This is a genomic window from Streptomyces sp. NPDC059534 (assembly GCF_042743475.1).
Classification (GTDB): domain Bacteria; phylum Actinomycetota; class Actinomycetes; order Streptomycetales; family Streptomycetaceae; genus Streptomyces.
In genome coordinates this window covers 115,532-138,704 of the sequence record NZ_JBHWAQ010000014.1, presented here as the reverse complement: position 1 = coordinate 138,704, position 23,173 = coordinate 115,532, and the positions used below count along the sequence as shown (strand labels likewise).

The following is a 23,173-nucleotide window of genomic DNA, read 5'->3' as shown; positions in this document are numbered from 1 at the left end:
GGCGTCGAAGGGAGGGGAGGGTTGGTGCACCCGGGTCACGGTAGGTGCGGAGGGTGACGGCTGGCTACGGTTCGTTCCCCCAACGTGCGGGGTCGTAGGAACGTCGGAACCGGTCAGTAACCGCGGGTCCGGCCGTCGAGCCAGCGGTACTGGAGCTCGGGCCGCCCTATCTGACCGTACTGCGGGGCCCGTACCGCCCGGCCCTCGGTGACCAGGTGTTCCAGATAGCGGCGGGCGGTGATCCGGGAGATCCCGACCGCCGTCCCGGCCTCGGCCGCCGTGAGCCCGGCCGGTGTGGCCCGCAGGGTGCGGGTGACCGATTCCAGGGTGGGGGCGCTGAGGCCCTTGGGGAGCGTGGCCGGCTGCGGGGCGCGCAGCGCGCCGAGCGCCCGGTCCACCTCGTCCTGCCCGGAGGCTTCCCCGGCCGCCGCCCGGAACTCGGCGTACCGCGCGAGCCGGTCCCGGAGCGTGGCGAAGGCGAACGGCTTCAGGACGTACTGGACGACCCCCAGGGACACGCCCTCGCGGACGATCGCCAGGTCGCGGGCCGAGGTCACGGCGATCACGTCGGCCGCGTGCCCGGCCGCCCGCAGTGCCCGCAGCAACTGGAGGCCGTGGCCGTCGGGCAGGTACAGGTCGAGCAGGATCAGGTCGACCGGCGTCCGTTCGAGGACCCGCACCGCGGCGGCCCGCGAATGGGCCACGCCGACGACGGTGAAGCCCTCGACCCGTCCCGCGTACAGCGCGTGCGCGTCGGCCGCGACGGGGTCGTCCTCGACGACCAGGACCCGCAGGGGAGCGGCGTTCACGCGGTCACCTCCGCAGGGGAGCGGTCCGCCGGGAACCTGTCCGCCCGGCACCCGTCCGCCCGGGACCCGTCCGCTTCGGCCCCGTCCGCCGGGGACCCGTCCGGGGCGGACGGGGCGGACGAGGCCGGCAGGGGCAGCCGTACGGTGAACTCGGCGCCGCCGGCGGGCGCGTCGGCGACGGTCAGGGTGCCGGAGGCGCGGGCGACGGCCTGGCCGACGAGGGCGAGGCCGAGGCCGCGGCCGGGGCCTCGGGTGGACCAGCCGCGGCCGAGGACGGCCTCGCGGTCGGTGGGGCGGACGCCGGGGCCGCTGTCGCCGACGCGGAGGAGGAGCTCGCCGTCGCCGGCCCGGGCGGCGACGGTGACCGTCACGCGCGCGTGGGGGCTGCCGCCGGCCGCCTCGACCGCGTTGTCGATGAGGTTGCCGAGGATCGTCACCAGGTCCCGTGAGGGCAGCGCGGCCGGCACCCGGCCGTCGTCGATGCGGCTGTCCTCGGTGAGGACCAGTTCGACGCCCCGCTCGTGGGCCTGGGCCGCCTTGCCGAGCAGCAGGGCCGCGAGGACGGGCTCGCCCACCGCGTCGACGACCCGGTCGGTGAGCGCCTGCGCGAGCTCCAGCTCGGCGGTGGCGAACTCCACCGCCTCGGCGACCCGTCCGAGCTCGATGAGCGAGACGACGGTGTGCAGCCGGTTGGCCGCCTCGTGGGCCTGGGAGCGGAGCGCCTCGGTGAACCCCCGCTCGGAGTCCAGCTCGCCGGAGAGCGCCTGGAGTTCGGTGCTGTCCCGGAGGGTGACGACGGTGCCGCGCCGCTGCCCGCCCACCACCGGGCGGGTGTTGACGACGAGGAGCCGGTCGGCCGTCAGGTGCGTCTCGTCGACGCGCGGCTCGGAGGACAGCAGTGCCCCCGTCAGGGGTGCGGGCAGGCCGAGTTCGGCCGCCGGCCGGCCGACGACGCCGTCGTCCAGGCCGAGGAGTTCCCGCGCCCCGTCGTTGATCAGGGCGATCCGCCGTCGTCCGTCGAGCATCACGAGCCCTTCGCGGACCGCGTGCAGCGCGGCCTCGTGATAGTCGTGCATCCGGCTCAGCTCCGCCGCGTTCATGCCGTGCGTGTGGCGGCGCAGGCGGGCGTTGACGACGTACGTCCCCGCGCCGCCGAGCGCGAGCGCCGCGCCCGCCATGCCGAGGAGCGCGGTCACCTGCTCCCGTACCTGCGCGCTGATCCGCTCGATGGTGATGCCCGCGCTGACCAGGGCGACGACGCGGCCGTGGTCGTAGACGGGCGCGATCGTCCGCACGGAGGGGCCGAGCACCCCCAGGTGGGTCTCGGAGAACGTCCGTCCCGCCACCGCCGGCTCGATGTGGCCGAGGTAGGTGCGGCCGATCTGCTCCGGTTCCGGATGGGTCCAGCGGGTGCCGTCCGGAGCCATGATCACCACGAAGGCGACGTCCGCGTGGCGGCGGAGCGACTCGGTGTACGGCTGGAGGACGGCGGTCGGGTCGGCGGAGCGGGCGGCGGCGGCCACGGCCGGGGAGTCGGCGACGGCCGCGACGGTCGCCGTGGACTGCCGCCGCGCGGTCTCCTCCGCCTGCGCCCGGTCCGTGACGTACGCGAAGACGGCGCACCCCGCCACGACCACGGCGACCAGCACGACCTGCATGGCGAAGAGCTGGCCGGCCAGGCTGCGGGGGAGGGGGAGGCGCATGCGGGTAAGTGTGCACGGCGGACCGGGCGCCGGGGCAGGCGCGTTCCCGAATCGTTCTCTTCCCGCTTGTCCGTCTTGTCCCCCGCCCGGCGCTTCGGCCGTGAACGAAACGTACGCAACCGTGACCCGGGTCACAGGCTGGTGGATAGTCGCGGAGGTCCACCGGGACGTGGACATCCATCAGCACGAGGAGGACCCCGTGGCCGCACGGCGGGACCGTACGCACTTCCTGTATCTGGCCGTCATCGGCGCCGTACTGCTCGGCATCGCGGTCGGCTTCCTGGCGCCGGGTGTCGCCGTCGAGCTCAAGCCGCTGGGGACCGGCTTCGTCAACCTGATCAAGATGATGATCTCGCCGATCATCTTCTGCACGATCGTGCTCGGCGTCGGCTCGGTCCGGAAGGCCGCGAAGGTCGGCGCCGTCGGCGGCCTCGCCCTCGGCTACTTCCTCGTGATGTCGACCGTGGCCCTCGCGATCGGTCTGCTCGTCGGCAACCTCCTGGAGCCCGGCTCCGGGCTCCACCTGACCAAGGAGATCGCCGAGGCCGGCGCCCAGCAGGCCGAGGGCGCGAGCGAGTCCACGGCGGACTTCCTGCTGGGGATTATCCCCACCACCCTCGTCTCCGCGTTCACCGGCGGCGAGGTCCTCCAGACGCTGCTCGTCGCGCTGCTCGCCGGCTTCGCGCTCCAGGCCATGGGGACGGCGGGGGAGCCGGTGCTGCGCGGGATCGGGCACATCCAGCGGCTCGTCTTCCGCATCCTCGGCATGATCATGTGGGCGGCACCGGTCGGCGCGTTCGGCGCGATCGCCGCCGTCGTCGGCGCGACCGGCGCCGCCGCCCTCAAGTCGCTCGCCGTCATCATGATCGGCTTCTACCTGACCTGCGGACTCTTCGTCTTCATCGTCCTCGGCGCGCTTCTTCGGCTGGTCGCCGGGATCAACATCTGGTCCCTGCTGAAGTACCTGGGCCGCGAGTTCCTGCTGATCCTCTCCACCTCCTCGTCGGAGTCGGCGCTGCCCCGGCTCATCGCGAAGATGGAGCACCTGGGCGTCAGCAAGCCGGTCGTCGGCATCACCGTGCCGACCGGCTACTCCTTCAACCTCGACGGCACCGCGATCTACCTGACGATGGCCTCGCTCTTCACCGCCGAGGCGATGGGCGACCCGCTCTCGCTCGGCGAGCAGATCTCGCTCCTCGTCTTCATGATCATCGCCTCGAAGGGCGCGGCGGGCGTCACCGGCGCCGGGCTCGCCACCCTCGCGGGCGGCCTCCAGTCGCACCGGCCCGAGCTGGTCGACGGGGTCGGCCTGATCGTCGGCATCGACCGCTTCATGAGCGAGGCGCGGGCCCTGACCAACTTCGCGGGCAACGCCGTCGCCACCGTCCTCGTCGGCACCTGGACGAAGGAGATCGACAAGGCGCGGGTCACCGAGGTCCTCGCGGGCCGCGTCCCCTTCGACGAGCGGACCCTCGTCGACGACCACGCCCCGGCCGCCGTCCCGGACCAGCGGTCCGAAGAGGGCGAGGAGAAGGCGCGCGCGGGCGTCTGACGGACCCCGGGTCCCGGGCCTTGAGCCGGATCCGGGCCCCGGGAGAAGGGCGGCCCCGGCGGGGCCGCCCTTCTCACCTCCGCGCTGCCGGGCGGCCGACGCCGTCCAGTTCCGCCAGCTCCGCCGCGCCCAGACGCAGGTCCGCCGCACCCGCCGAGTCCCGTACGGTCTCCGGCCGGCTCGCCCCGGGGATCGGCAGCACCGTCCCCGAGCGGGCGAGCAGCCAGGCGAGCGCCACCCGCTGCGGGCTGACACCGCGCTCCCGTGCCACCCGGTGGAAGGCGCCGAACTCCGGGTCCTCCTCCAGGGCGGACACCCCGTCGAGGGAGGACCGGGAGATCCCGCCCAGCGGGCTCCACGGCAGGAAGGCGAGGCCCAGCTCCGCGCAGAGCCGCAGCTCCGCCTCGCTGTCCCGGACCGCCGGCGAGTACCGGTTCTGTACGGAGACCAGCCGGTCGCCCAGGATCTCGCGGGCCAGCAGGATCTGTCCGGTGTCGACGTTGGAGATCCCCGCGAGCCGGACCGTGCCCGCGTCGAGCAACTCCCGTACGGCGCCCAGGGAGTCGGCGTACGGGACGGCCGGGTCGGGCTTGTGGAGCTGGTAGAGGCCGATCGCGTCGCCGCCGAGCCGCCGCGCCGAGCCCTCCGCCGCCCGCCGCAGGTGCCCGGGGCGGCCGTCCACGGTCCAGCCGCCGTCCGCCGTCCGCCCCCGGCCGCCCTTCGTCGCCACCAGGACGCCGTCGGTGCCGCCGCCGTACGAGGCCAGGGCCCGCGCCACGAGGTGCTCGCCCTCGCCCGGCGCGCCGTCCGGCGGGTGGTAGGAGTCGGCGGTGTCGAGGAGGGTCACCCCCGCGTCGAGGGCGGCGTGCACGGTGGCGACGGCCCGGGCCTCGTTCGGCCGACCCTCGATGGAGAGCGGCATCGTGCCGAGCCCGACCGCCGAGACCCGTACGTCCCCCAGCATCCGGTACCGCATCAGCGCACCGCCCCGACGGTCTCGGCGACGGCCCGGGAGAGCCACGCGCCGGAATGGGTGAAGGAATATCCGAGCGATTCGGCACGGGAATTGTCCATGGCGTACGAGCGCGCGAAGGAGAACGGCGAGACCTCGCCGACCTCCACCGTCCGGAACACCGTGCGGCCGCCCACCCTCTTCTCGATCTCGGCGCAGAGGTCGGCCGTGGTGAGCGGCCCGTGGGAATGCGCGTTCACCGGTCCGGTGAACTCCCCCTCGACGGCCCAGGCGAGGAACGCGGCGATCTCCTCCACGTACACGTACGTCGCCGGGTGGTTCACGGCCGGCACGGCGATCGGCTCGCCCGCGCGGATGCGCCGCGCGTAGTGGTCGAGGCGGCCCGTGAAGTCGTCCTCGCCGCCCAGCACGTGCGCCACCCGCACCGACGCCCAGGCGAACGGGGAGCCGGCCGCGAACACCGCCTCGGCCTGCCGCTTGCCCTCCCCGTAGTGCGCCTCGCGGAACTCCGGGTCCTCCCAGGCCAGGCCGGTGTCGACGGTCACCGTGCCCAGGTCGAGGGCCGACTCGGCGACCGGCACGGCCGAGTCCTCGTACGCGTACACCTCCACCGTCGACGTCATCACATAGCGTCGGGTGCGCGTCGCGAAGACGCGGCGGGCGATCTCCGCCTGGCGCGGGGTGTAGCAGACCTGGTCCACGACGACGTCGAAGGAACGGCCCGCGAGAACGGATTCCAGAGCGGTCTCGTCGTCGCGGTCGGCGACCAGCTGCTCGATTCCCGCGGGAGCCGCGGAAGAGCCCCGGTTGAGCACCGTGATCCGGTGCCCGGATTCCCGCAGCAGCGCGATGAGCCGCTTTCCGAAATAGCGGTTTCCGCCGATGACCAGAATGTCCATGAATCCCAACTCCTTTGCTTCCGGGGACAAGTGTTACGTTGTGCGCTCGCTGAATGAAGGGGGAAACATGGGAGTGCAGGCCGTCCCGCCGAAGGAACCACGGCAGGCGCGCGCCGCCGCCGACGAAACCTCGGCGACCGCTTTCGACCCCATCGACCGGCAGATCCTGGACCTCCTCCAGACCGACGGCCGCATCAAGCTCAGCGAACTCGGCCGCCGCGTCCGGCTCAGCCCCGCGGCCGTCACCGAACGGGTCCGCCGCCTGGAGGCGAGCGGCGCGGTCACCGGCTACGGCGCCCATGTCTCCCCGGCCCGGCTCGGGTACGGCATCCAGGCGTTCATCCGGGTGAACCCGCACGGCGGCTACACCCTGAAGCACCCCCGCACCCTGGAGCTCACCGCGCGCCCGGAGGTCCTGGAGGTCCACCACGTGGTCGGCGAGGACTGCTGGATCCTCAAGGTCGCCGTCACCGACACGATCCACCTGGAGGAGGTCCTGGAGCAGACCTCGGCGCTCGGCCGCACCACGACCTCGATCGTCCTGTCGTCCCCGGTGGTCCGCAAACCCCTCCTTCCGTCGGCGCGCCCCTGACCGCCCGCCCCGGTTCCTTGCCCTGACGTCGGCGTCAAGGCTTACGGTCGGGGACATGCGCATCGGAGAGCTGGCCGAGCGGGCCGGTACGACCACGCGGACTCTGCGCTACTACGAGTCCCGCGGTCTGCTGACCGCCCGGCGTACGGAGCAGGGGTACCGCACGTACGACGAGGACGACCTGCGGCTCCTCCAGCAGATCAGGACCCTGCAGGACTTCGGGTTCGAGCTGGAGGAGACGCGGCCGTTCGTCGACTGCCTGCGCGCGGGCCATCCGGCGGGGGACTCCTGTCCCGCGTCGATCGCCGTCTACCGGCGGAAGGTCGCCGAGCTGGACGCGCTCATCGCCGAGCTCCGCGAGGTACGCGCCCGGATGGGCGCCCAGCTGCTGCGGGCCGAGGCGGAGCTGCCGCACGGCCCGGAGCCCCGGTGCGAACTCGACGCCGAGACGGAAACGGAGAGGGACGGGTGACGGAGATGACGACGTACGGGGAGGCCGTGGCCGAGGTCACGGACGCGGACTTCGGCACGGAGGTGCTCGCGGCGGGACTGCCGGTCCTGGTGAACTTCACCGCACGGTGGTGCGGACCCTGCCGGCAGATGAAGCCGGTGCTCGGCGCGATCGCCGCCGAGGAGGCGGCACGGCTGCGGATCGTCGAGATCGACGTGGACCGCAACCCGGGGACCGCGCTGACGTACGGGGTCCTCGGAACCCCCACCTTCATGGTGTTCCGTGCGGGCGAGCCGGTGAGGTCCTTCGTCGGCGCCCGCCCGAAGCGCCGCCTCCTGGCGGAACTGGAGGACGTACTGGACTGAGCCCCGCGCGGGGCCGCTCCGGCGGATCAGGACATACAGAAATGCCCCGACTAGAATTGACAGTCGGGGCATTGTGTCGCGTATATTCATGGATTCCGTGTCCGGACACGCCAAGGACGCGGAGAAGTTCAATAAACGCACTGTATCGCGCCGGGAGTCGAATTGTCAACCGAGGAATTTCGGAAAGAGCAGCAATTCATCACCGATCTGTACGCACGGCTCGACGACCTCAGGGACCAGGCGGAAGCCGCTGTCGACCGGGCCCTGCGCACCCCCGGGACGGGCGGCAACCAGGGCCGGCTGGAACGGGACGTGCTCGTCGCCGAGCAGTCCGGTCTGCTCGCCGCGCTCAACGCCGGGGAGAGCGGACTCTGCTTCGGCCGGCTCGTCTTCAAGGACGGGCGCGACCACCACATCGGCCGGCTCGGCCTCCGCGAGGACGACCCGAACCGCACCCCGCTCGTCGTCGACTGGCGCGCCGAGATCGCCCGCCCCTTCTACCTCGCCACCGGCTACGAGCCGATGGGCCTCACCCGCCGCCGGCACATCACCGCCCTCGGCCGCACCGTGACCGCGCTCCACGACGAGGTCCTCGACCTCGCCGACGCCACCCGCACCGGCCACGAGAGCCGGGACGCCGACGAAGTGCTGCTCGCCGCGCTCGACGCCGCCCGCACCGGCCGGATGCACGACATCGTGCAGACCATCCAGGCCGAGCAGGACGCCATCATCCGCTCCCCGCACCGCGGGGTCCTCGTCGTCGAGGGCGGCCCCGGCACCGGCAAGACCGCCGTCGCCCTGCACCGGGCCGCGTACCTCCTCTACGCCCACCGCGAGCAGCTCGCCAAGCGGGCCGTCCTCATCGTCGGCCCCAACCCCGCCTTCCTCGGCTACATCGGCAACGTCCTGCCCTCCCTCGGCGAGACCGGCGTCCTCCTCGCCACCCCCGCCGAGCTGTTCCCCGGCGTCCGCGCCACCGGCACCGACACCCCGGAAGCCGCCGCCGTCAAGGGCTCCGCCGCCATGGCCGACGCCCTCGCCGCGGCCGTACGCGACCGCCAGCAGGTCCCCGCACGCGGCGAGCCGCTGATCGTCCCGCACGACGACGGCGACCTGGTCATCGACTGGGACATGGCCCTGGAGGCCCGCCACAAGGCCCGCGAGACCGCCCTCCCGCACAACCTCGCCCGGCCGTACTTCGTCTTCCGGATCCTCGACGCGCTCGCCGAACAGCTCGCCGACCGGATCGGCGCCGACCCCTACGGCGGCCCCAACTTCCTCGGCCCCGACGACATCGCCCTGCTCGCCAAGGGCATCGCCGCCAACCCCGACGTGTACACGGCGATCGGCACCCTCTGGCCCGCCCTCACCCCGCAGGACCTCCTCGCCGACTACCTCGCCGAGCCCACCCACCTCCCCGAGGCCGCCGCCGCGGCGATCCGCCGCGACGGCGGACCCTGGACCCCCGGCGACGTCCCCCTCCTCGACGAGGCCGCCGAACTCCTCGGCGAGGACGACTCCGCCGCCCGCGCCGCCGAGGAGGCCGAACGGCAGAAGCAGATCCAGTACGCCCAGGGCGTCCTCGACGTCTCCTTCGCCTCGCGCACCTACGAGTTCGAGGACAAGGAGGAACTCGACAAGGACGCCTCCGAGGTCCTCTCCGCGCACGACATCATCGACGCCGAGCGGTTCGCCGAACGGCACGAGGAGGCCGACCACCGGACCGCCGCCGAACGCGCCGCCGCCGACCGCACCTGGGCCTTCGGCCACATCATCGTCGACGAGGCACAGGAACTCTCCGCGATGACCTGGCGGCTCCTCATGCGCCGCAGCCCCAACCGCTCCATGACCCTGGTCGGCGACCCCGCCCAGACCGGCGACCCGGCCGGCGTCGGCGCCTGGGAGAGCATCCTCGGCCCGTACGTCGAGGACCGCTGGGACCACGTCCGGCTCGGCGTCAACTACCGCACGCCCGCCGAGATCATGGACGTCGCCGCCGAGGTGCGGCGGGCCGCCGACCCCGGGTTCGAGCCGCCCCGCTCGGTGCGCTCCACCGGCGTGGAACCCTGGGACCGGACGGTGGACGACCCGGTGAAGGAGGCCGCCGACGCGGTGGCCGCCGAGGCCGGGGCCGAGGGCAGGCTCGCCGTCATCGCCCCGCCCGCCCTCCACCCCGGACTCCTCGCCGCGCTCCCGGACGCCGCGTACGGCCCGAAGCCCGACCTCACGCGGCCCGTCGTCCTGCTCGACCCCCGGCAGGCCAAGGGCCTGGAGTTCGACACCGTCCTCGTCGTCGACCCGGACGCCATCCGGGCCGGCGCCCCGCACGGTGTCAACGACCTGTACGTGGCACTGACCCGGGCCACTCAGCGCCTGGGGATCATCCGGCCCGCGGACGCCGCGCCGGACATCACGCCGGCCTGAGCCAGACCGTCGCCAGCGGCGGCAGCGTCATCCGCAGGCTCGCCGAACGGCCGTGCCACGGCACCGACTCGGTCTTCACCGGGTCGGTGCCCACCACGTCCCCGCCGCCGTACCGGGCCGCGTCCGTGTTCAGGACCTCCGCCCAGGCCGCGAAGGTGTCCGGCACCCCGATCCGGTAGTCGTGCCGGACGACCGGCGAGAAGTTCGAGACGGCGAGCAGCGGCGAGCCGAACGCGTCGAAGCGCAGGAACGCGAAGACGTTGTCCTCCGCCGCGTCCCCGACGACCCACTGGAAGCCGTCCGGGGCCGTGTCCCGCTCCCACAGGGACGGGCTCGCCGCGTAGACCGTGTTCAGGTCCCGCACGAGGTCCCGCACGCCCCGGTGGTCCGCCTCCGCCCCGTACGCCGGGTCGAGCAGCCACCAGTCCGGGCCGTGCTCCGCCGACCACTCCGCGCCCTGCGCGAACTCCTGCCCCATGTAGAGCAGCTGCTTGCCCGGATGAGCCCACATGAACCCCAGGTACGCCCGGTGGTTCGCCCGCTGCTGCCACCAGTCGCCCGGCATCTTCGACACCAGGGACCGCTTGCCGTGCACGACCTCGTCGTGGGAGATCGGCAGGATGTAGTTCTCGCTGTACGCGTACACCATCGAGAACGTCATCTCGTGGTGGTGGTACTTGCGGTGCACCGGCTCCTTCTCCACATAGCCGAGCGAGTCGTGCATCCAGCCCATGTTCCACTTCATGCCGAACCCGAGACCGCCGAAGCCGCCCGGACCCACCTGGTCCGTCGCCCGCGTCACACCGTCCCAGGCCGTCGACTCCTCGGCGAACGTCACGATCCCCGGGCAGCGCCGGTACACGGTCGCGTTCATCTCCTGCAGGAACGCCACCGCGTCCAGGTTCTCCCGGCCGCCGAACTCGTTCGGCAGCCACTCGCCGTGCTCTCGCGAGTAGTCCAGGTAGAGCATCGACGCCACCGCGTCCACCCGGAGCCCGTCGATGTGGAACTCCTGGCACCAGTACACCGCGTTCGCCACCAGGAAGTTCCGCACCTCCTTGCGGCCGTAGTCGAACTCCAGCGTCCCCCAGTCCGGATGGTGCGAGCGGCGCGGGTCCTCGTGCTCGTACAGCGGGCGCCCGTCGAACTCGGCCAGCGCCCAGTCGTCCTTCGGGAAGTGCGCCGGCACCCAGTCCATCAGGACCCCGATCCCGGCCCGGTGCAGCGCGTCCACCAGGTACCTGAAGTCGTCCGGAGTGCCCAACCTGGCCGTCGGCGCGTAGAAACCGGTCACCTGGTAGCCCCAGGAACCGCTGAACGGGTGCTCGGCGACGGCCATGAACTCCACATGCGTGAAGCCCAGGTCGCGCACGTACTCCGGCAGCTGCTCGGCGAGCTCCCGATACGACAGACCGGGACGCCACGACGGCAGATGCAGCTCGTACACCGACAGCGGCGCCTCGTGATGCGGACGCGCCCCGCGCCGCGCCATCCACTCCGCGTCGTCCCAGGTGTGATGCGACTCCGTGACGACCGACGCGGTGTTCGGCGGGCACTCCGCGCGGCGGGCCATCGGATCCGCGCGCACGGTGTGCGAACCGTCCGGGCGCGTGATGTCGAACTTGTAGACGGCGCCCTCGCCGATCCCCGGCACGAACAGCTCCCACACGCCCGTGGAACCCAGCGACCGCATCGGCAGCCCCGTGCCGTCCCAGCACGTGAAGTCGCCCGTGACCCGCACCCCGCGGGCGTTCGGCGCCCACACGGCGAACCGGGTGCCGGCGACGCCCTCGTGGACCATCGCCCGCGAGCCCAGCGCCGTCCACAGCTCCTCGTGCCGGCCCTCCCCGATGAGATGCAGGTCCAGCTCGCCGAGAGACGGCAGGAAACGGTACGGATCCTCCAGGACGATCTCCTCCGCGCCCTCCTCGTACCGCACGCGCAGCTCGTACGCCGGGACCTTGCGCAGCAGCGGCAGCAGGCCCGAGAAGAGGCCGTCGCCGTCCGCGCGGAGCGGGACACGGCGGCCCTTCGCCACCACCGTCACCTCACGGGCGAACGGCCGCAGCGCCCGGACCACCACACCGCCCCGCACCGGGTGCGCGCCGAGCACCCCGTGCGGGTCGTGGTGCTCACCGGCCAGCAGCCGGGCCCGGTCGCCCGGATCGAGCGGTGGCGCCTCGCGTACCGCGGCCCGGTCCGGCGCGGGCGTCTTCTTGCTGCGGGACGACTTGCCTGCGGATCGGGCGGTCACCGGGGGCCTCCTGAAGGGCGAGGGGAACGGGGGTACGGATGCGCAACGTCTCGACGAGGCGCCGGGACACTCGGCCGAACGGGCGCCCTCCCCGACGCCCCAGGCCGCACGGCCCCCCGCCCCGCCCCCCACTGCTCCGATCGGGGTACCCCCACCACCTCCACACGACACGGGCCGTGCCACTGCCGGGCCGAGGGGCCCGTCGCCGTCTCCACGCGTTGTGGGCAACTGTTCCGCTGGGGCGGAACGGGTGGGCACAACCCACGGCGGCGCCGCACCCGGGGTACGGGCTCAGGCACGGAATGCCTAGGCCCGGCAGGGGGCGCCGTCCCGTGTGCCCACCCGTCCCGCCCAGCGGGACGATTGCCCACACGGAGGTGGGGCCGGAGCGGGGCGCCGGGGCCGGTGGTCAGACGGGGGTGGGCCCCGGGTGGGGCCTCGGGGTCGGCGTCCACACGGGGGTGGGCCCGGGGCGGGGCGCCGGGTACGGCGCCCGCGCGGGCGTGCGGCAGGGCGGGGGCGCCGGGGCCCGGGCTCACACGGAGGCGGGCCCGGGGCGGGGCGCCGGGGCCCGCGGTCGCACGGGTGTGCGGGTCGGTGGGCGGGTGGGGTGGGGTCATGGGGTGGTGGAGAGGCGTTCGATGGCGGACATGGGGACGGGGAGCCAGTCGGGACGGTGCCGCGCCTCGTAGACGACCTCGTAGACGGCCTTGTCGGTCTCGTAGGCGCGGAGCAGTGCCGGATCGGTGCGGGGGTCGGCGCCGGCCGCCTCGGCGTATCCGGTGCAGTACGCGGCGCGGCAGCGGGCCGCCCAGTCGGCGTTCCAGGGGCGGTGGGTGCGGGCCGCGTAGTCGAAGGAGCGGAGCATGCCGGCCACGTCGCGGACGGTGGGCTGGACGCTGCGCCGCTCGTCGAGCGGTTTCGCGGGTTCGCCCTCGAAGTCGATGACGGCCCAGCCGCCGTCGGACCCGCGGAGGGTCTGTCCGAGGTGCAGGTCGCCGTGGATGCGCTGGAGGACTCCGGTGCCGTCCGCGCCGCCGGCCGCGGCGAAGACGGCCCGGAGGCCGGGCACGTGGGGGAGGAGCGCGGGGACCGCCTGGGCGGCCGCGTGCAGGCGCCGGTCCATGGCGGCCGCCAGCTGCTCGGTCTCGGCCCGTTCCAGCCGGCGGGTGGGCAGGGCTTCGGCGAGGGCGAGGTGCACCTCGGCGGTGGCGCGGCCGAGGGCCCGTGCCTCGCCGGTGAACTCGCGGCCGTCGGCGAGCGCGTCGAGCGCGAGCCTCCAGCCGTCGCGTGAGTCGCGGAGGTAGGGCTGGAGGACGCCGAGGGTGGAGGCTCCGGACTCGAACCAGGCGACGGGTGCCGGGACCCGTGCGCAGCCGGCCCGGCTGAGGGCGAGGGGGAGTTCCAGGTCGGGGTTGGCGCCGGGGCTGACCCGGCGGAAGATCTTGAGGATGTACGAATCGCCGTAGACGATCGAGGAGTTGGACTGTTCGGCGTCGAGCATGCGGGGGGCGAGCGCGGCGGGCAGGGCGGTGGTGGCGTGGAAGCGCAGGGGGCCGGTCCGGCCGGGGGTGCGCAGCCGCTCGTAGAGGAGTCCGGCGAGCCGAGGGTCGCGCAGCCCTTCGTACACGGCTCGTCCGGCGAGGGGCCCTTGCCGGATCCGCCCGATCAGGGCGGGGGCGAGGCGGGGCGGCAGCTGGGTGCGGACGCCCAGGAGGAGTTGGTAGCAGTCGGCGGGTGTCCCGGCCGGGCGTCCCGGTTGTTCGACCCGTACGAGGAGGTGGAGGAGGCCGGGGCCCGCGCCGTCCAGGGGCAGCAGCTCGGTGGCCGCGTCCAGCGTGAATCCGGTGACCCGGCGGCCCTTGCCCGCGAACCAGCGCTGCCGTGGCAGCCATTCGTGGAGCAGGGGGGCGAGGGACGGAAGGAGGGCGTCCGGGGCCCGGGTGGTGGATGCGGTCTCCGGCATGGCATCGCGTCCTTTCCCCGGGGCGCGCAGTTGGGTTTCGTGTGCGTTCAAATGCGCAGAGTGTCCCGGATTGCGGCTATGGCTGTCCGGATGTGCGGGACGTGTCGGGAGGGGAAGATCCGTACGGGTCCGCCAAGTGGGCCCGGATGGACCTGAATCGTGGCGTGGAACGTGTGTGGGTCACAGTGCCCGGGGTGGGACGGGTGAAAACCGTCCCACCCCGGACGAATCCGAACTGACCGTCGGTCAGCCCTTCTTGAGACGGAACCAGTAGAAGCCGTGTCCCGCAAGGGTCAGGAGGTAGGGCAACTGGCCGATGGCCGGGAACCGCACCCCGCCGATCAGCTCCACCGGCCGCACGCCGTCGAAGCGGCGGAGGTCGAGTTCGGTCGGCTGCGCGAACCGCGAGAAGTTGTTCACGCAGAGGACCAGATCGTCGCCGTCCTCGCGGAGGAAGGCGAGCACCGCCGGGTTGGACGCCGGGAGTTCCGTGTACGTCCCCGTGCCGAAGGCCCGGTTCTGCTTGCGGATCTCGATCATCCGCTTCGTCCAGTGCAGGAGCGAGGACGGGGAGGCCATCCCGGCCTCGACGTTCGTCACCTGGTAGCCGTGGACCGGGTCCATGATGGTCGGCAGGTAGAGCCGCCCGGGGTCGCAGGAGGAGAAGCCGGCGTTCCGGTCGGGGGTCCACTGCATCGGGGTCCTGACCCCGTCGCGGTCGCCCAGCCAGATGTTGTCGCCCATGCCGATCTCGTCGCCGTAGTACAGCACCGGGGAGCCCGGCAGCGAGAAGAGCAGCGCGGTGAACAGCTCCATCTGCTTGCGGTCGTTGTCGAGGAGCGGGGCGAGCCGGCGCCGGATGCCGATGTTGGCCCGCATCCGCGGGTCCTTGGCGTACTCGGAGTACATGTAGTCGCGCTCCTCGTCCGTGACCATCTCGAGCGTCAGCTCGTCGTGGTTGCGGAGGAAGATGCCCCACTGGCAGCCGGAGGGGATCTCCGGGGTCTTGGCCAGGATCTCGGAGACCGGGTGGCGGGACTCGCGCCGTACGGCCATGAAGATCCGCGGCATGACCGGGAAGTGGAAGGCCATGTGGCACTCGTCGCCGCCCGAGCGGAAGTCGCCGAAGTAGTCGACGACGTCCTCCGGCCACTGGTTGGCCTCGGCGAGCAGCACCGTGTCCGGGTAGTGGTCGTCGATCTCCTTGCGGACCCGCTTGAGGAAGGCGTGGGTGGCGGGGAGGTTCTCGCAGTTGGTGCCTTCCTGCTGGTACAGGTACGGCACCGCGTCGAGCCGGAACCCGTCGATCCCCAGGTCCAGCCAGAACTTCAGCGAGGAGAGGATCTCCTCCTGCACCGCGGGGTTCTCGTAGTTCAGGTCCGGCTGGTGCGAGAAGAACCGGTGCCAGTAGTACTGCTTGCGCACCGGGTCGAAGGTCCAGTTGGACGACTCGGTGTCGACGAAGATGATCCGGGCGTCCGCGTACTGCTTGTCGTCGTCGGACCAGACGTAGTAGTCGCCGTACGGTCCGTCCGGGTCGCGCCGCGACTCCTGGAACCACGGGTGCTGGTCGCTCGTGTGGTTCATGACGAAGTCGATGACCACGCGCATTCCGCGCTGGTGCGCCGCGTCGACGAACTCGACGAAGTCGGCGAGGTCCCCGAACTCGGGGAGCACCGAGGTGTAGTCGGCGACGTCGTAGCCGCCGTCCCGCAGTGGGGACTTGAAGAACGGCGGCAGCCAGAGGCAGTCGACGCCCAGCCACTGGAGGTAGTCCAGCTTGGACGTGATGCCCTTCAGGTCGCCGACTCCGTCCCCGTTGCTGTCCTGGAAGGAGCGGACGAGGACCTCGTAGAAGACGGCCCGCTTGAACCAGTCGGGGTCGCGGTCCTTGGCGGGGGTGTCCTCGAAGGTGTCGGGGACGGGCTCGTTGACGGTCATGATGTGGGTGACCCTCCGGTCTGCGGGGACGGTCGCAGGACGAGGACGTGCGCGGGTGTGACACCCGGTTCCAGGCGCACGTAACAGGCCCTGCCCCAGTGGTAGGTATCGCCGGTGAGCTCGTCGCGCACCGGCACGGTCTCGTGCCAGTCGAGGCCGAGTTCCGGCATGTTCAACGAGAGTGAAGCCTCCTGGGTGTGGTGCGGGTCGAGGTTGACGACCACCAGAACGATGTTCGAACCCGAGCGCTTCGAGTACGCGATCACCTGGGGGTTGTCGGTGTCGTGGAACGACAGGTTCCGAAGGCGTCGGAGCGCCGGATGACGGCGCCTGATCCGGTTCAGGGCGGTGATCAGCGGTGTGATCGTCGCCCCCACCCGCTCCGCCGACTCCCAGTCGCGCGGCCGGAGTTCGTACTTCTCCGAGTCGAGGTACTCCTCGCTGCCGTCCCGCAGCGCGGCGTTCTCGCACAGCTCGTACCCGGCGTACATGCCCCAGGACGGCGAGAGCGTCGCGGCGAGCACCGCGCGCGCCTCGAACGCGGGCCGGCCGCCCTCCTGGAGGTAGGCGTGCAGGATGTCGGGGGTGTTCACGAAGAAGTTCGGCCGCATCTGCGCGGCCGTCTCCCCGGACAGCTCGGTGAGGTACTCCGTCAGCTCCTCCTTGGTGTTGCGCCAGGTGAAGTACGTGTACGACTGCTGGAAGCCGACCGCCCCGAGCGTCCGCATCATCGCCGGCCGGGTGAACGCCTCGGCCAGGAAGATCACGTCCGGGTCCGCCCGGTTGATCTCGCCGATCACCCGCTCCCAGAACACCACCGGCTTCGTGTGCGGGTTGTCCACCCGGAAGATCCGGATGCCGTGGTCCATCCAGAACCGCAGCACCCGCACGGTCTCCGCGACGATCCCGTCCATGTCCTGGTCGAACGCGATCGGGTAGATGTCCTGGTACTTCTTCGGCGGGTTCTCCGCGTACGCGATCGAGCCGTCCGCGCGGTGGTGGAACCACTCCGGGTGCTTCTCCACCCACGGGTGGTCCGGGGAGCACTGGAGCGCGAAGTCCAGCGCGATCTCCAGGCGCAGCTCCCGGGCCCGCGCCACGAACGCGTCGAAGTCGTCGAACGTGCCGAGGTCCGGGTGGAGCGCGTCGTGCCCGCCCTCGGGCGAACCGATCGCCCAGGGCACGCCCACGTCGTTCGGGGACGCCGACAGGGAGTTGTTCGGGCCCTTGCGGTGCGTCTCGCCGATCGGGTGCACCGGGGGCAGGTACACCACGTCGAAGCCCATCGCCGCGATCGCCGGCAGGCGTTCGGCCGCGGTGCGGAAGTTCCCCGGCACCGTGCGGCCCCTGACCTTCCGCACGCCCTCCGAGCGCGGGAAGAACTCGTACCAGGAGCCGAAGAGGGCCCGCTCCCGCTCCACCTGGAGCGGCAACGCGGGAGAGGAGGAGAGGAGTTCGCGCAGCGGGTGGCGTTCGAGGGAGTCGACGACCCGGGGCGCCAGCGCCGCCGCGAGCCGGACGGCGGCCGGCCGGGACGGGTCGCGCAGCGCGTCCGCGGCCGCGAGCACCGCCTCGCGGCCGCCGCCCTTCTTCGGGACGCCCTTCGCGGCGCGCTCGTGCAGCTCGGCCCCCTCGGCGAGGACCAGTTCGGAGTCGATCCCGGCCGGGATCTTGATCCTCGCCGTGTGGCGCCAGGTGGCCACCGGGTCGCTCCACGCCTCGACGGTGTACGTCCACAGGCCCTCGGCGTCCGGGGTGACCTCGGCACCCCACCGGTCGGTACCGGGGGCCAGTTCGCGCATCGGGGTCCACGGGCCTGGGCGGCCGGAGGGGCCGCGCAGCACGACATTGGCGGCGACCGCGTCGTGGCCCTCGCGGAAGACGGTCGCCGTCACCTCGAAGGTCTCTCCGGCGACCGCTTTCGCGGGGTGCCGGCCACAGTCGACCAGCGGGCGTACGTCCAGTACGGGAATGCGTCCCATGAGCGGATTCACAGCATCACCTGACGGGTTACGGGGGTGCGGGTGGTGGTGCGCTCTTTCTAGCTCCGTCGACGGCCGGCGGGTTGCGGGCATGGCCGCTCCTGTCCGCGTTCACTCGGATGGCGGGTCCACAGGGAGTACGGGGGTCCACGGTGTGTACGGGGGTCACGGGGGACGGTTTCGGGGGTGTACCGCAGGAGCCTTCCACCGTCCCCGGGCGGGCAATCCGGCGCTTTGTTAACTACTCGGGCGTAGCCGCACCGGCAAGGACCCGGGCCGGACAAGAAACGAGCCCCGCCTTTGTGGGGCGGGGCTCTGTTTCCGGCCGTCCGGCCGGTGGCGCGGCGAGGCGTCCGGGGCGCCTGTGACGCGGTGACGCGCCACTGCCGTCAGGGGCGCGGTGAGGCGGCGTTGTCGTCAGGGGCGCGGTGAGGCGTCCGGTTCCTCCGCGTCCGTGGCCCACACCTGCCAGGGCTGGCGGGCCACCCACTCCTCCACCGGGGCCTGGCCGACCTCCAGGGCCTCGGCCGAGACCCCGTCGTCGTCCGCCAGCAGAAGCGGATCGGCGCCGGTCGCCATGTAGTGGTAGATCCCGGCCACCCCGGCGGCCGTCTCCCGGCCCAGGAGTTGTGCGAGGGACTGCTCGAAGACGACCGGATCCAGCTCCTCGTACCGCACCGCGCGCCCGAGCCCCCGGCCGAAGGCGGCCGCCAGTTCCCCGCCCGTCAGGGACCGTTCGCCGCCGATGTCGAACGTCCGGCCCTCCAGGCCATCCCGGGTCAGCGCCGCGAACGCCGCCTCCGCCAGGCCCCGGTGCGACAGCCACGCCGTCCGCGCGGACTCCGGCAGCGGATAGGCGAGTACCCCGTCGTCGACCAGCGCGGGACCGTTCCACGGCGAGAACAGGTTGTCCAGGTACACCGGCGGCCTGATCACCACCAGCGGCACCCCGCTGTCCCGCAGCACCCGCTCCGCCAGGCGCCGCGTCTCGAAGGCGGGAACGTCCGTCGGACCCAGCGGAAGGCGGGTGTTGGCGTTGAACACCAGCCGGAGCGTCCCCGCCGCCAGGGCGGCCTCGGCGACATGACGCGCGTACGCCTCCACCCGCTCGGCGTCGTACACCAGCGGCATCGTGACGAACGCGTGCGTCGTCCCCTCGAACAGCCGCCGCACCGCCGCCGGCCGCGCCAGATCGCCGGCGACGAAGACCGCGCCGGGCACCGGCGGCCGGTCCGCCTCGGGGCGCCGGGTCAGGGCCCGCACCCGGTGGTGGCGCTCCGCGAGGAGCCGGGTGACCGCGCCGCCCTGGAAGCCGGTCGCACCCACCACGGCCACCCGCATCGGAATCTCACTGGACATGTGTTCTGAGGCCCTTCGCTAGGCTGTCACCGCTGTCGTGTCGGCGTCTTCCAGGCTCGCCGCGGCGGCTTCGGCCGTTCAATTAACAAACCGGGGCGGAAGTTGAAGGATCGTCCATGGAAACCGTGGGAACCGACCGTCACGACCAGCACGGGGAAGACCTCCTCAGCGAACTGCTGAAACCCCTCCGGCTCACCGGAGTCTTCGACAGCCGCTGGCACGTCCGCGCCCCCTGGGCCATCGAGGGCGACGCCGAGCGCAGCTGCGCCGTCCTCCACTACGTCGTCGAAGGCGACTGCTGGATCACCACCGACGACGAGCCCCCCGTCGAACTGCACGCGGGCGACCTCGTCGTCTTCCCCACCGGCACCGCGCACCGCCTCTCCGACCGGCCCGAACGCCAGGGCCTCCCCCTCAAGGCCGTCCTGCCCGAACGGCATCCCGGCACCTCCGGCGAGATCGTCATCGACGGCACCGGACCCGAGAGCCGGCTGCTGTGCGCCGGACTCCACTACGACGCCAGCGCCGCCACCGGCCTCTACACCTCGCTGCCCTGGGCGCTCGTCCTCGACGGCGCCCAGGTCGCGCGCGAACCGTTGCTCCGCGACACCCTCCGGCTGCTCGCCGCGCCCGACCGGCCCGTCGGACCCGGCGACCGGCTCATCACCCTGCGCGCCTTCGAGATGGCGCTCGTCCTCGCGCTGCGCCCGCTGCTCCGCGAACTCGCCGACAACCCGGCCTCGCTGCCGCTGCTGCGCCACCCCGGGATCAGCCGCGCGGTCGTCATCATGGCCACCCGGTTCGCCGAACCCTGGACCATCGACTCCGTCGCGCGGGAGGTCGGCATGTCCCGGTCCGCCTTCACCGCCGCCTTCCGCGACCTGGTCGGCGACTCTCCCGCCCGGTACCTCGCCGCCCGCCGCATGCAGGAGGCCGGCCGGCTCCTCGCCGAGACCTCGCTGCCCCAGTCGGCGGTGCCCGCCCGCGTCGGCTACCAGAGCGCCGTCGGCTTCCACCTCGCCTTCCGCAAGTGGTTCGGGGTGACCCCCGGCGAACACCGCGCGGGCGAGGCCAGGGCCGCCTGATCCGCCCGACCTGACATCTTCGGGGACGGCTGGACGGTTCTTAAGGAGCCCTGGACGGACGCTCATTGTCCGGGCGGAACGCGCCGGGACAGGCTCGGGACCGGCACAGCCGTGACACCCGAGGAGAGGCGAGGCGACCGGTGACGAGGTCCGGGCAGGAGTATCTGGAGGGACTGCGCGACGGGCGGGCGGTCTGGCTCGACGGGGAGCGGGTCGAGGACGTCACCACGCACCCCGCGTTCCGCTCCTCCGCCGCCTCCTTCGCCGGCCTGTACGACCTCGCCGACGACCCCGTCCACCACCCCGTCCTCGTCCGGGACGGGGTGCGCCGCGCCTACGCCGTCCCCCGCTCCTACGAGGACCTCGTCGCCCGCCGCCGCGCCTTCCGCACGACGGCCGAGGCCAGCTACGGCTTCCTCGGCCGCACCCCCGACTACCTGGCCGCCGGCGCGGCCGGGTTCGCCGCCGCGCCTGCCGTCTTCACCGGCGCCGGCTTCGACGGCGCCGCGCACGCGCTCGCCTTCCACCGCCGGCTCGCCGAGGGCGACCTGCACACCGCCCTGACCCTCACCAACCCGCCCTCGGGGGGCGGCGAGGACGACCGGACCCTGCGGGTCGTCGCGGAACGCGACGGCGGGATCGTCGTCCGCGGCGCCAAGACCGTCGGCACCGGCGCGGCCTTCGCCGACGAACTCCTCGTCGGCACGATCGAACCGCTCGCCGAGGGCGACACCGAGCACGCCGTGACCTTCGCCGTGCGGCCCGGCACCCCCGGCGTCCGCCTGATCTCCCGCACCTCCTACGAGGGCCGGTCCCGCTCCGTCTTCGACCACCCGCTGTCCTCCCGGTACGACGAGAACGACGCGATGCTGGTCTGCGAGGACGTCTTCGTGCCCTGGGAACGGGTCCTCACCTACCGGGACCCCGCCACCACCGGCGCCATCTGGTGGCAGACCCCCGCCTACCTGAACCTCGTCCACCAGTCCGCCACCCGCTTCTGGACCAAGCTCTCCTTCCTCACCGGTCTCGCCATCCTCGTCAGCCGCTCCCACGGCACCGAGAACCTGCCGCCCGTCACCCAGGCCCTCGGCCGGCTCCTCGGCATGGTCGCCCAGGCCAAGGCGTTCGTCCTCGCCGCGGAAGCCTCGTACGAGGAGGTCGACGGGGGCCGCGGCGGCGTCCGCCCCGGCCAGGAGATCTCCTACGCCCAGCGGATCATGGCCGGCGAGCTGTACCCCCGGGCGGTCCAGGACATCAAGCTGCTCGCCGGCGGGGCCCTCGTCCAGCTCCCCGCGAGCGGCCGCGACCTCCTCCACCCCGAACTCGGGCCGCTCGTCCACCGCTACTTCGCCGCCCCAGGCCATCCGGCCGAGGACCGCGTCAAACTCCTCAAACTGGCCTGGGACGCGCTCGGTTCGGAGTTCGCCGGTCGCCACGAGCAGTACGAACGCTTCTACCACGGCGCCCCGCACGTCTACCTGACCATGCAGACCTGGGCCGGCTCCGCCGGGGAGTGCGAGAACCTCGCCCAGGCGTGCCTCGACGGCTACGGCCTCGGGACCGCCCGGTGAGCGCACCACCACCCGGGCCGCGGCGGGGCCCGCTCGCCCTCCTCTCCGTACGGCTCCACCTCCCGGAACGGTCCCCGGAGCACCCCCTGTCGTCCACCACCGGCGAGTGAGCCGAACCCGAGAGGAGCCGGTCTTGCTCGGCGACCCGCGCCACCGCACCGAGGACATACGCGCCGCCGACCCGCTGGGCGCCGACGCGCTGCTCGCCGCGGTGCCGCGGATGAACGAGCGGGCCGACGTCGCCGCGCTCACGGTCGCGCTGCGCACGCTGCTGCCGGACCGGGAGCGGGCCGCGCTGTGGAGCGTCGCGGGCGCGGCGGCGGCGATGCGGGACCTCGGCATCCTGCTGGGCTCGCTGAAGCGGCACGGCGTGCAGCCGCTGGCCGCCGTCCCGGAGGCACTGCCCGTGCTCGAACTCCTCGGACGCCGCACGGACATGGTGCCCCGGGACACCGTCCACCACTACACGACCTGGAACCCGGTGGGCCCCCGCCGCCGCTCGTACACCGGTCACCCGGCGGAGGCGCTCCTCCAGGAGGCGGTGCGGATGGTCTTCCCCGGCCTGGCCGGGGCGCTCGACGACTGCGCCCGGGTGGCCCGGCTCGAACCCCACGACGCCGGATTCGCGTGCGCCCTGGACCGGATCGCCCACCGGGTACGGGCCATGGTGGACTCCATCGACCTCACCGTCGCCGAGGTCTCGCCGGAGTACTTCGCGCTGACGCTGCGCCCGTACTTCGAGGAGGTCGAGGTGGGCGGCCGCGACTACCTGGGCCCGGCCGCCGCCCAGGTGCCGCTCTGGCTGGTCGACCTGACGCTGTGGCAGTGCGACCGCACGGACCCGTCGTACGACGCCTTCCTCGCCGAGTCGGTGCCGTACGGACTGCCCGCCTGGCGGGACTTCCACGACCGCCACCGGGGCGGCGTCTCCGCGGTGAGCAAGCTGGCGGCGGCGGTCGGCCGGGTGGGGGCGGACCGGCTGCCGCCGCCGCTGGCCGCGAGCGCGGAGGCCCTCGGCCGCGTGCTGCGGATCCTCAAGACGTTCCGCGCCCGGCACCTCGGCATCGCCCGCAAGGCGTACCGCGACGACGTGCGCCTGTACGAGGAGGGCAGCGGCGGGGCCCCCGTCGCGCTCCTGCGCTCCATCCTGGACCTGACCAGGGAGAACGAGACCATGGTGCGCCGCACGACCGTGCGACGCCGTCCCGCCGCGGCCGCCCCCGCCGGGCCGACCGCCGCCTAACGAC

At 72.9% G+C, this 23,173-nt stretch carries 17 protein-coding genes; 8 read left to right on the top strand and 9 right to left on the bottom strand.

Annotated features, from left to right (window positions below; genetic code table 11):
• Positions 1-113 precede the first annotated feature (113 nt).
• Both ACFVZH_RS18685 and ACFVZH_RS18680 read right to left on the bottom strand, forming a co-directional pair.
• Positions 114-809, bottom strand: a complete 696-nt coding sequence (locus tag ACFVZH_RS18685; protein ID WP_384898457.1) for a response regulator — start codon at positions 807-809, stop codon at positions 114-116.
• Positions 806-2,512 carry an ATP-binding protein gene (locus tag ACFVZH_RS18680; RefSeq protein ID WP_384898456.1) on the bottom strand — a complete coding sequence of 569 codons (1,707 nt, stop codon included), beginning with the start codon at positions 2,510-2,512 and terminating at the stop codon, positions 806-808. Before ACFVZH_RS18680 ends, ACFVZH_RS18685 begins: the two co-directional genes overlap by 4 nt.
• 169 nt (positions 2,513-2,681) lie before the next feature.
• On the opposite strand from ACFVZH_RS18680, the gene ACFVZH_RS18675 reads away from it, so the two are divergent.
• The gene (locus ACFVZH_RS18675) at positions 2,682-4,064 is read left to right on the top strand and encodes a cation:dicarboxylate symporter family transporter (RefSeq protein WP_384898455.1); all 1,383 of its coding nucleotides are present in this window, start codon (positions 2,682-2,684) and stop codon (positions 4,062-4,064) included.
• A gap of 73 nt (positions 4,065-4,137) precedes the next feature.
• Here the strand turns inward: ACFVZH_RS18675 and ACFVZH_RS18670 are convergent, their stop codons facing one another.
• On the bottom strand, positions 4,138-5,040 hold the full coding sequence (locus tag ACFVZH_RS18670; RefSeq protein WP_384898454.1) for an aldo/keto reductase: 903 nt from the start codon (positions 5,038-5,040) through the stop codon (positions 4,138-4,140).
• Positions 5,040-5,936 carry an NAD-dependent epimerase/dehydratase family protein gene (locus ACFVZH_RS18665; RefSeq protein WP_384898453.1) on the bottom strand — a complete coding sequence of 299 codons (897 nt, stop codon included), beginning with the start codon at positions 5,934-5,936 and terminating at the stop codon, positions 5,040-5,042. Before ACFVZH_RS18665 ends, ACFVZH_RS18670 begins: the two co-directional genes overlap by 1 nt.
• A gap of 67 nt (positions 5,937-6,003) precedes the next feature.
• Between ACFVZH_RS18665 and ACFVZH_RS18660 the strand changes: the two genes are divergently transcribed.
• The 4 genes from ACFVZH_RS18660 to ACFVZH_RS18645 all read left to right on the top strand — a co-directional run bounded on the left by ACFVZH_RS18660 (position 6,004) and on the right by ACFVZH_RS18645 (position 9,768).
• Positions 6,004-6,528, top strand: a complete 525-nt coding sequence (locus ACFVZH_RS18660; RefSeq protein WP_384898452.1) for an Lrp/AsnC family transcriptional regulator — start codon at positions 6,004-6,006, stop codon at positions 6,526-6,528.
• 55 nt (positions 6,529-6,583) lie between these two features.
• Complete coding sequence (locus ACFVZH_RS18655; protein ID WP_384898451.1) at positions 6,584-7,000, top strand: MerR family transcriptional regulator; 417 nt, start codon at positions 6,584-6,586, stop codon at positions 6,998-7,000.
• Positions 7,001-7,005: 5 nt separating this feature from the next.
• The gene (locus ACFVZH_RS18650; RefSeq protein WP_384898509.1) at positions 7,006-7,344 is read left to right on the top strand and encodes a thioredoxin family protein; all 339 of its coding nucleotides are present in this window, start codon (positions 7,006-7,008) and stop codon (positions 7,342-7,344) included.
• Positions 7,345-7,506: 162 nt separating this feature from the next.
• A complete protein-coding gene (locus tag ACFVZH_RS18645) occupies positions 7,507-9,768 on the top strand; it encodes a HelD family protein (protein ID WP_384898450.1) in 2,262 nt (753 codons plus the stop codon).
• Here ACFVZH_RS18645 and glgB read toward each other — a convergent pair.
• The 5 genes from glgB to ACFVZH_RS18620 form a co-directional block, all read right to left on the bottom strand.
• The gene (gene glgB, locus ACFVZH_RS18640) at positions 9,755-12,022 is read right to left on the bottom strand and encodes a 1,4-alpha-glucan branching enzyme (protein ID WP_384898449.1); all 2,268 of its coding nucleotides are present in this window, start codon (positions 12,020-12,022) and stop codon (positions 9,755-9,757) included. The genes ACFVZH_RS18645 and glgB overlap by 14 nt on opposite strands.
• 616 nt (positions 12,023-12,638) lie before the next feature.
• The gene (locus ACFVZH_RS18635; protein ID WP_384898448.1) at positions 12,639-13,988 is read right to left on the bottom strand and encodes a maltokinase; all 1,350 of its coding nucleotides are present in this window, start codon (positions 13,986-13,988) and stop codon (positions 12,639-12,641) included.
• A gap of 246 nt (positions 13,989-14,234) precedes the next feature.
• Positions 14,235-15,929 (bottom strand): maltose alpha-D-glucosyltransferase, encoded by a 1,695-nt coding sequence (gene treS, locus ACFVZH_RS18630; protein ID WP_384898447.1) that lies wholly within the window; start codon positions 15,927-15,929, stop codon positions 14,235-14,237.
• A complete protein-coding gene (locus tag ACFVZH_RS18625) occupies positions 15,926-17,911 on the bottom strand; it encodes an alpha-1,4-glucan--maltose-1-phosphate maltosyltransferase (RefSeq protein WP_384898446.1) in 1,986 nt (661 codons plus the stop codon). Before ACFVZH_RS18625 ends, treS begins: the two co-directional genes overlap by 4 nt.
• A 417-nt stretch (positions 17,912-18,328) precedes the next feature.
• Positions 18,329-19,270 carry an SDR family oxidoreductase gene (locus ACFVZH_RS18620; RefSeq protein WP_384898445.1) on the bottom strand — a complete coding sequence of 314 codons (942 nt, stop codon included), beginning with the start codon at positions 19,268-19,270 and terminating at the stop codon, positions 18,329-18,331.
• Positions 19,271-19,386: 116 nt separating this feature from the next.
• Here ACFVZH_RS18620 and ACFVZH_RS18615 point away from each other — a divergent pair, with 116 nt between their 5' ends.
• The 3 genes from ACFVZH_RS18615 (at position 19,387) to ACFVZH_RS18605 (ending at position 23,169) form a co-directional block, all read left to right on the top strand.
• The gene (locus tag ACFVZH_RS18615) at positions 19,387-20,355 is read left to right on the top strand and encodes an AraC family transcriptional regulator (protein WP_384898444.1); all 969 of its coding nucleotides are present in this window, start codon (positions 19,387-19,389) and stop codon (positions 20,353-20,355) included.
• Positions 20,356-20,495: 140 nt separating this feature from the next.
• Entirely contained in the window at positions 20,496-21,926 is a 1,431-nt protein-coding gene (locus ACFVZH_RS18610; protein WP_384898443.1) for a 4-hydroxyphenylacetate 3-hydroxylase family protein, read from the top strand.
• A 106-nt stretch (positions 21,927-22,032) separates the two neighbouring features.
• Complete coding sequence (locus ACFVZH_RS18605; RefSeq protein ID WP_384898442.1) at positions 22,033-23,169, top strand: monodechloroaminopyrrolnitrin synthase PrnB family protein; 1,137 nt, start codon at positions 22,033-22,035, stop codon at positions 23,167-23,169.
• The last annotated feature ends 4 nt before the right edge of the window (positions 23,170-23,173 follow it).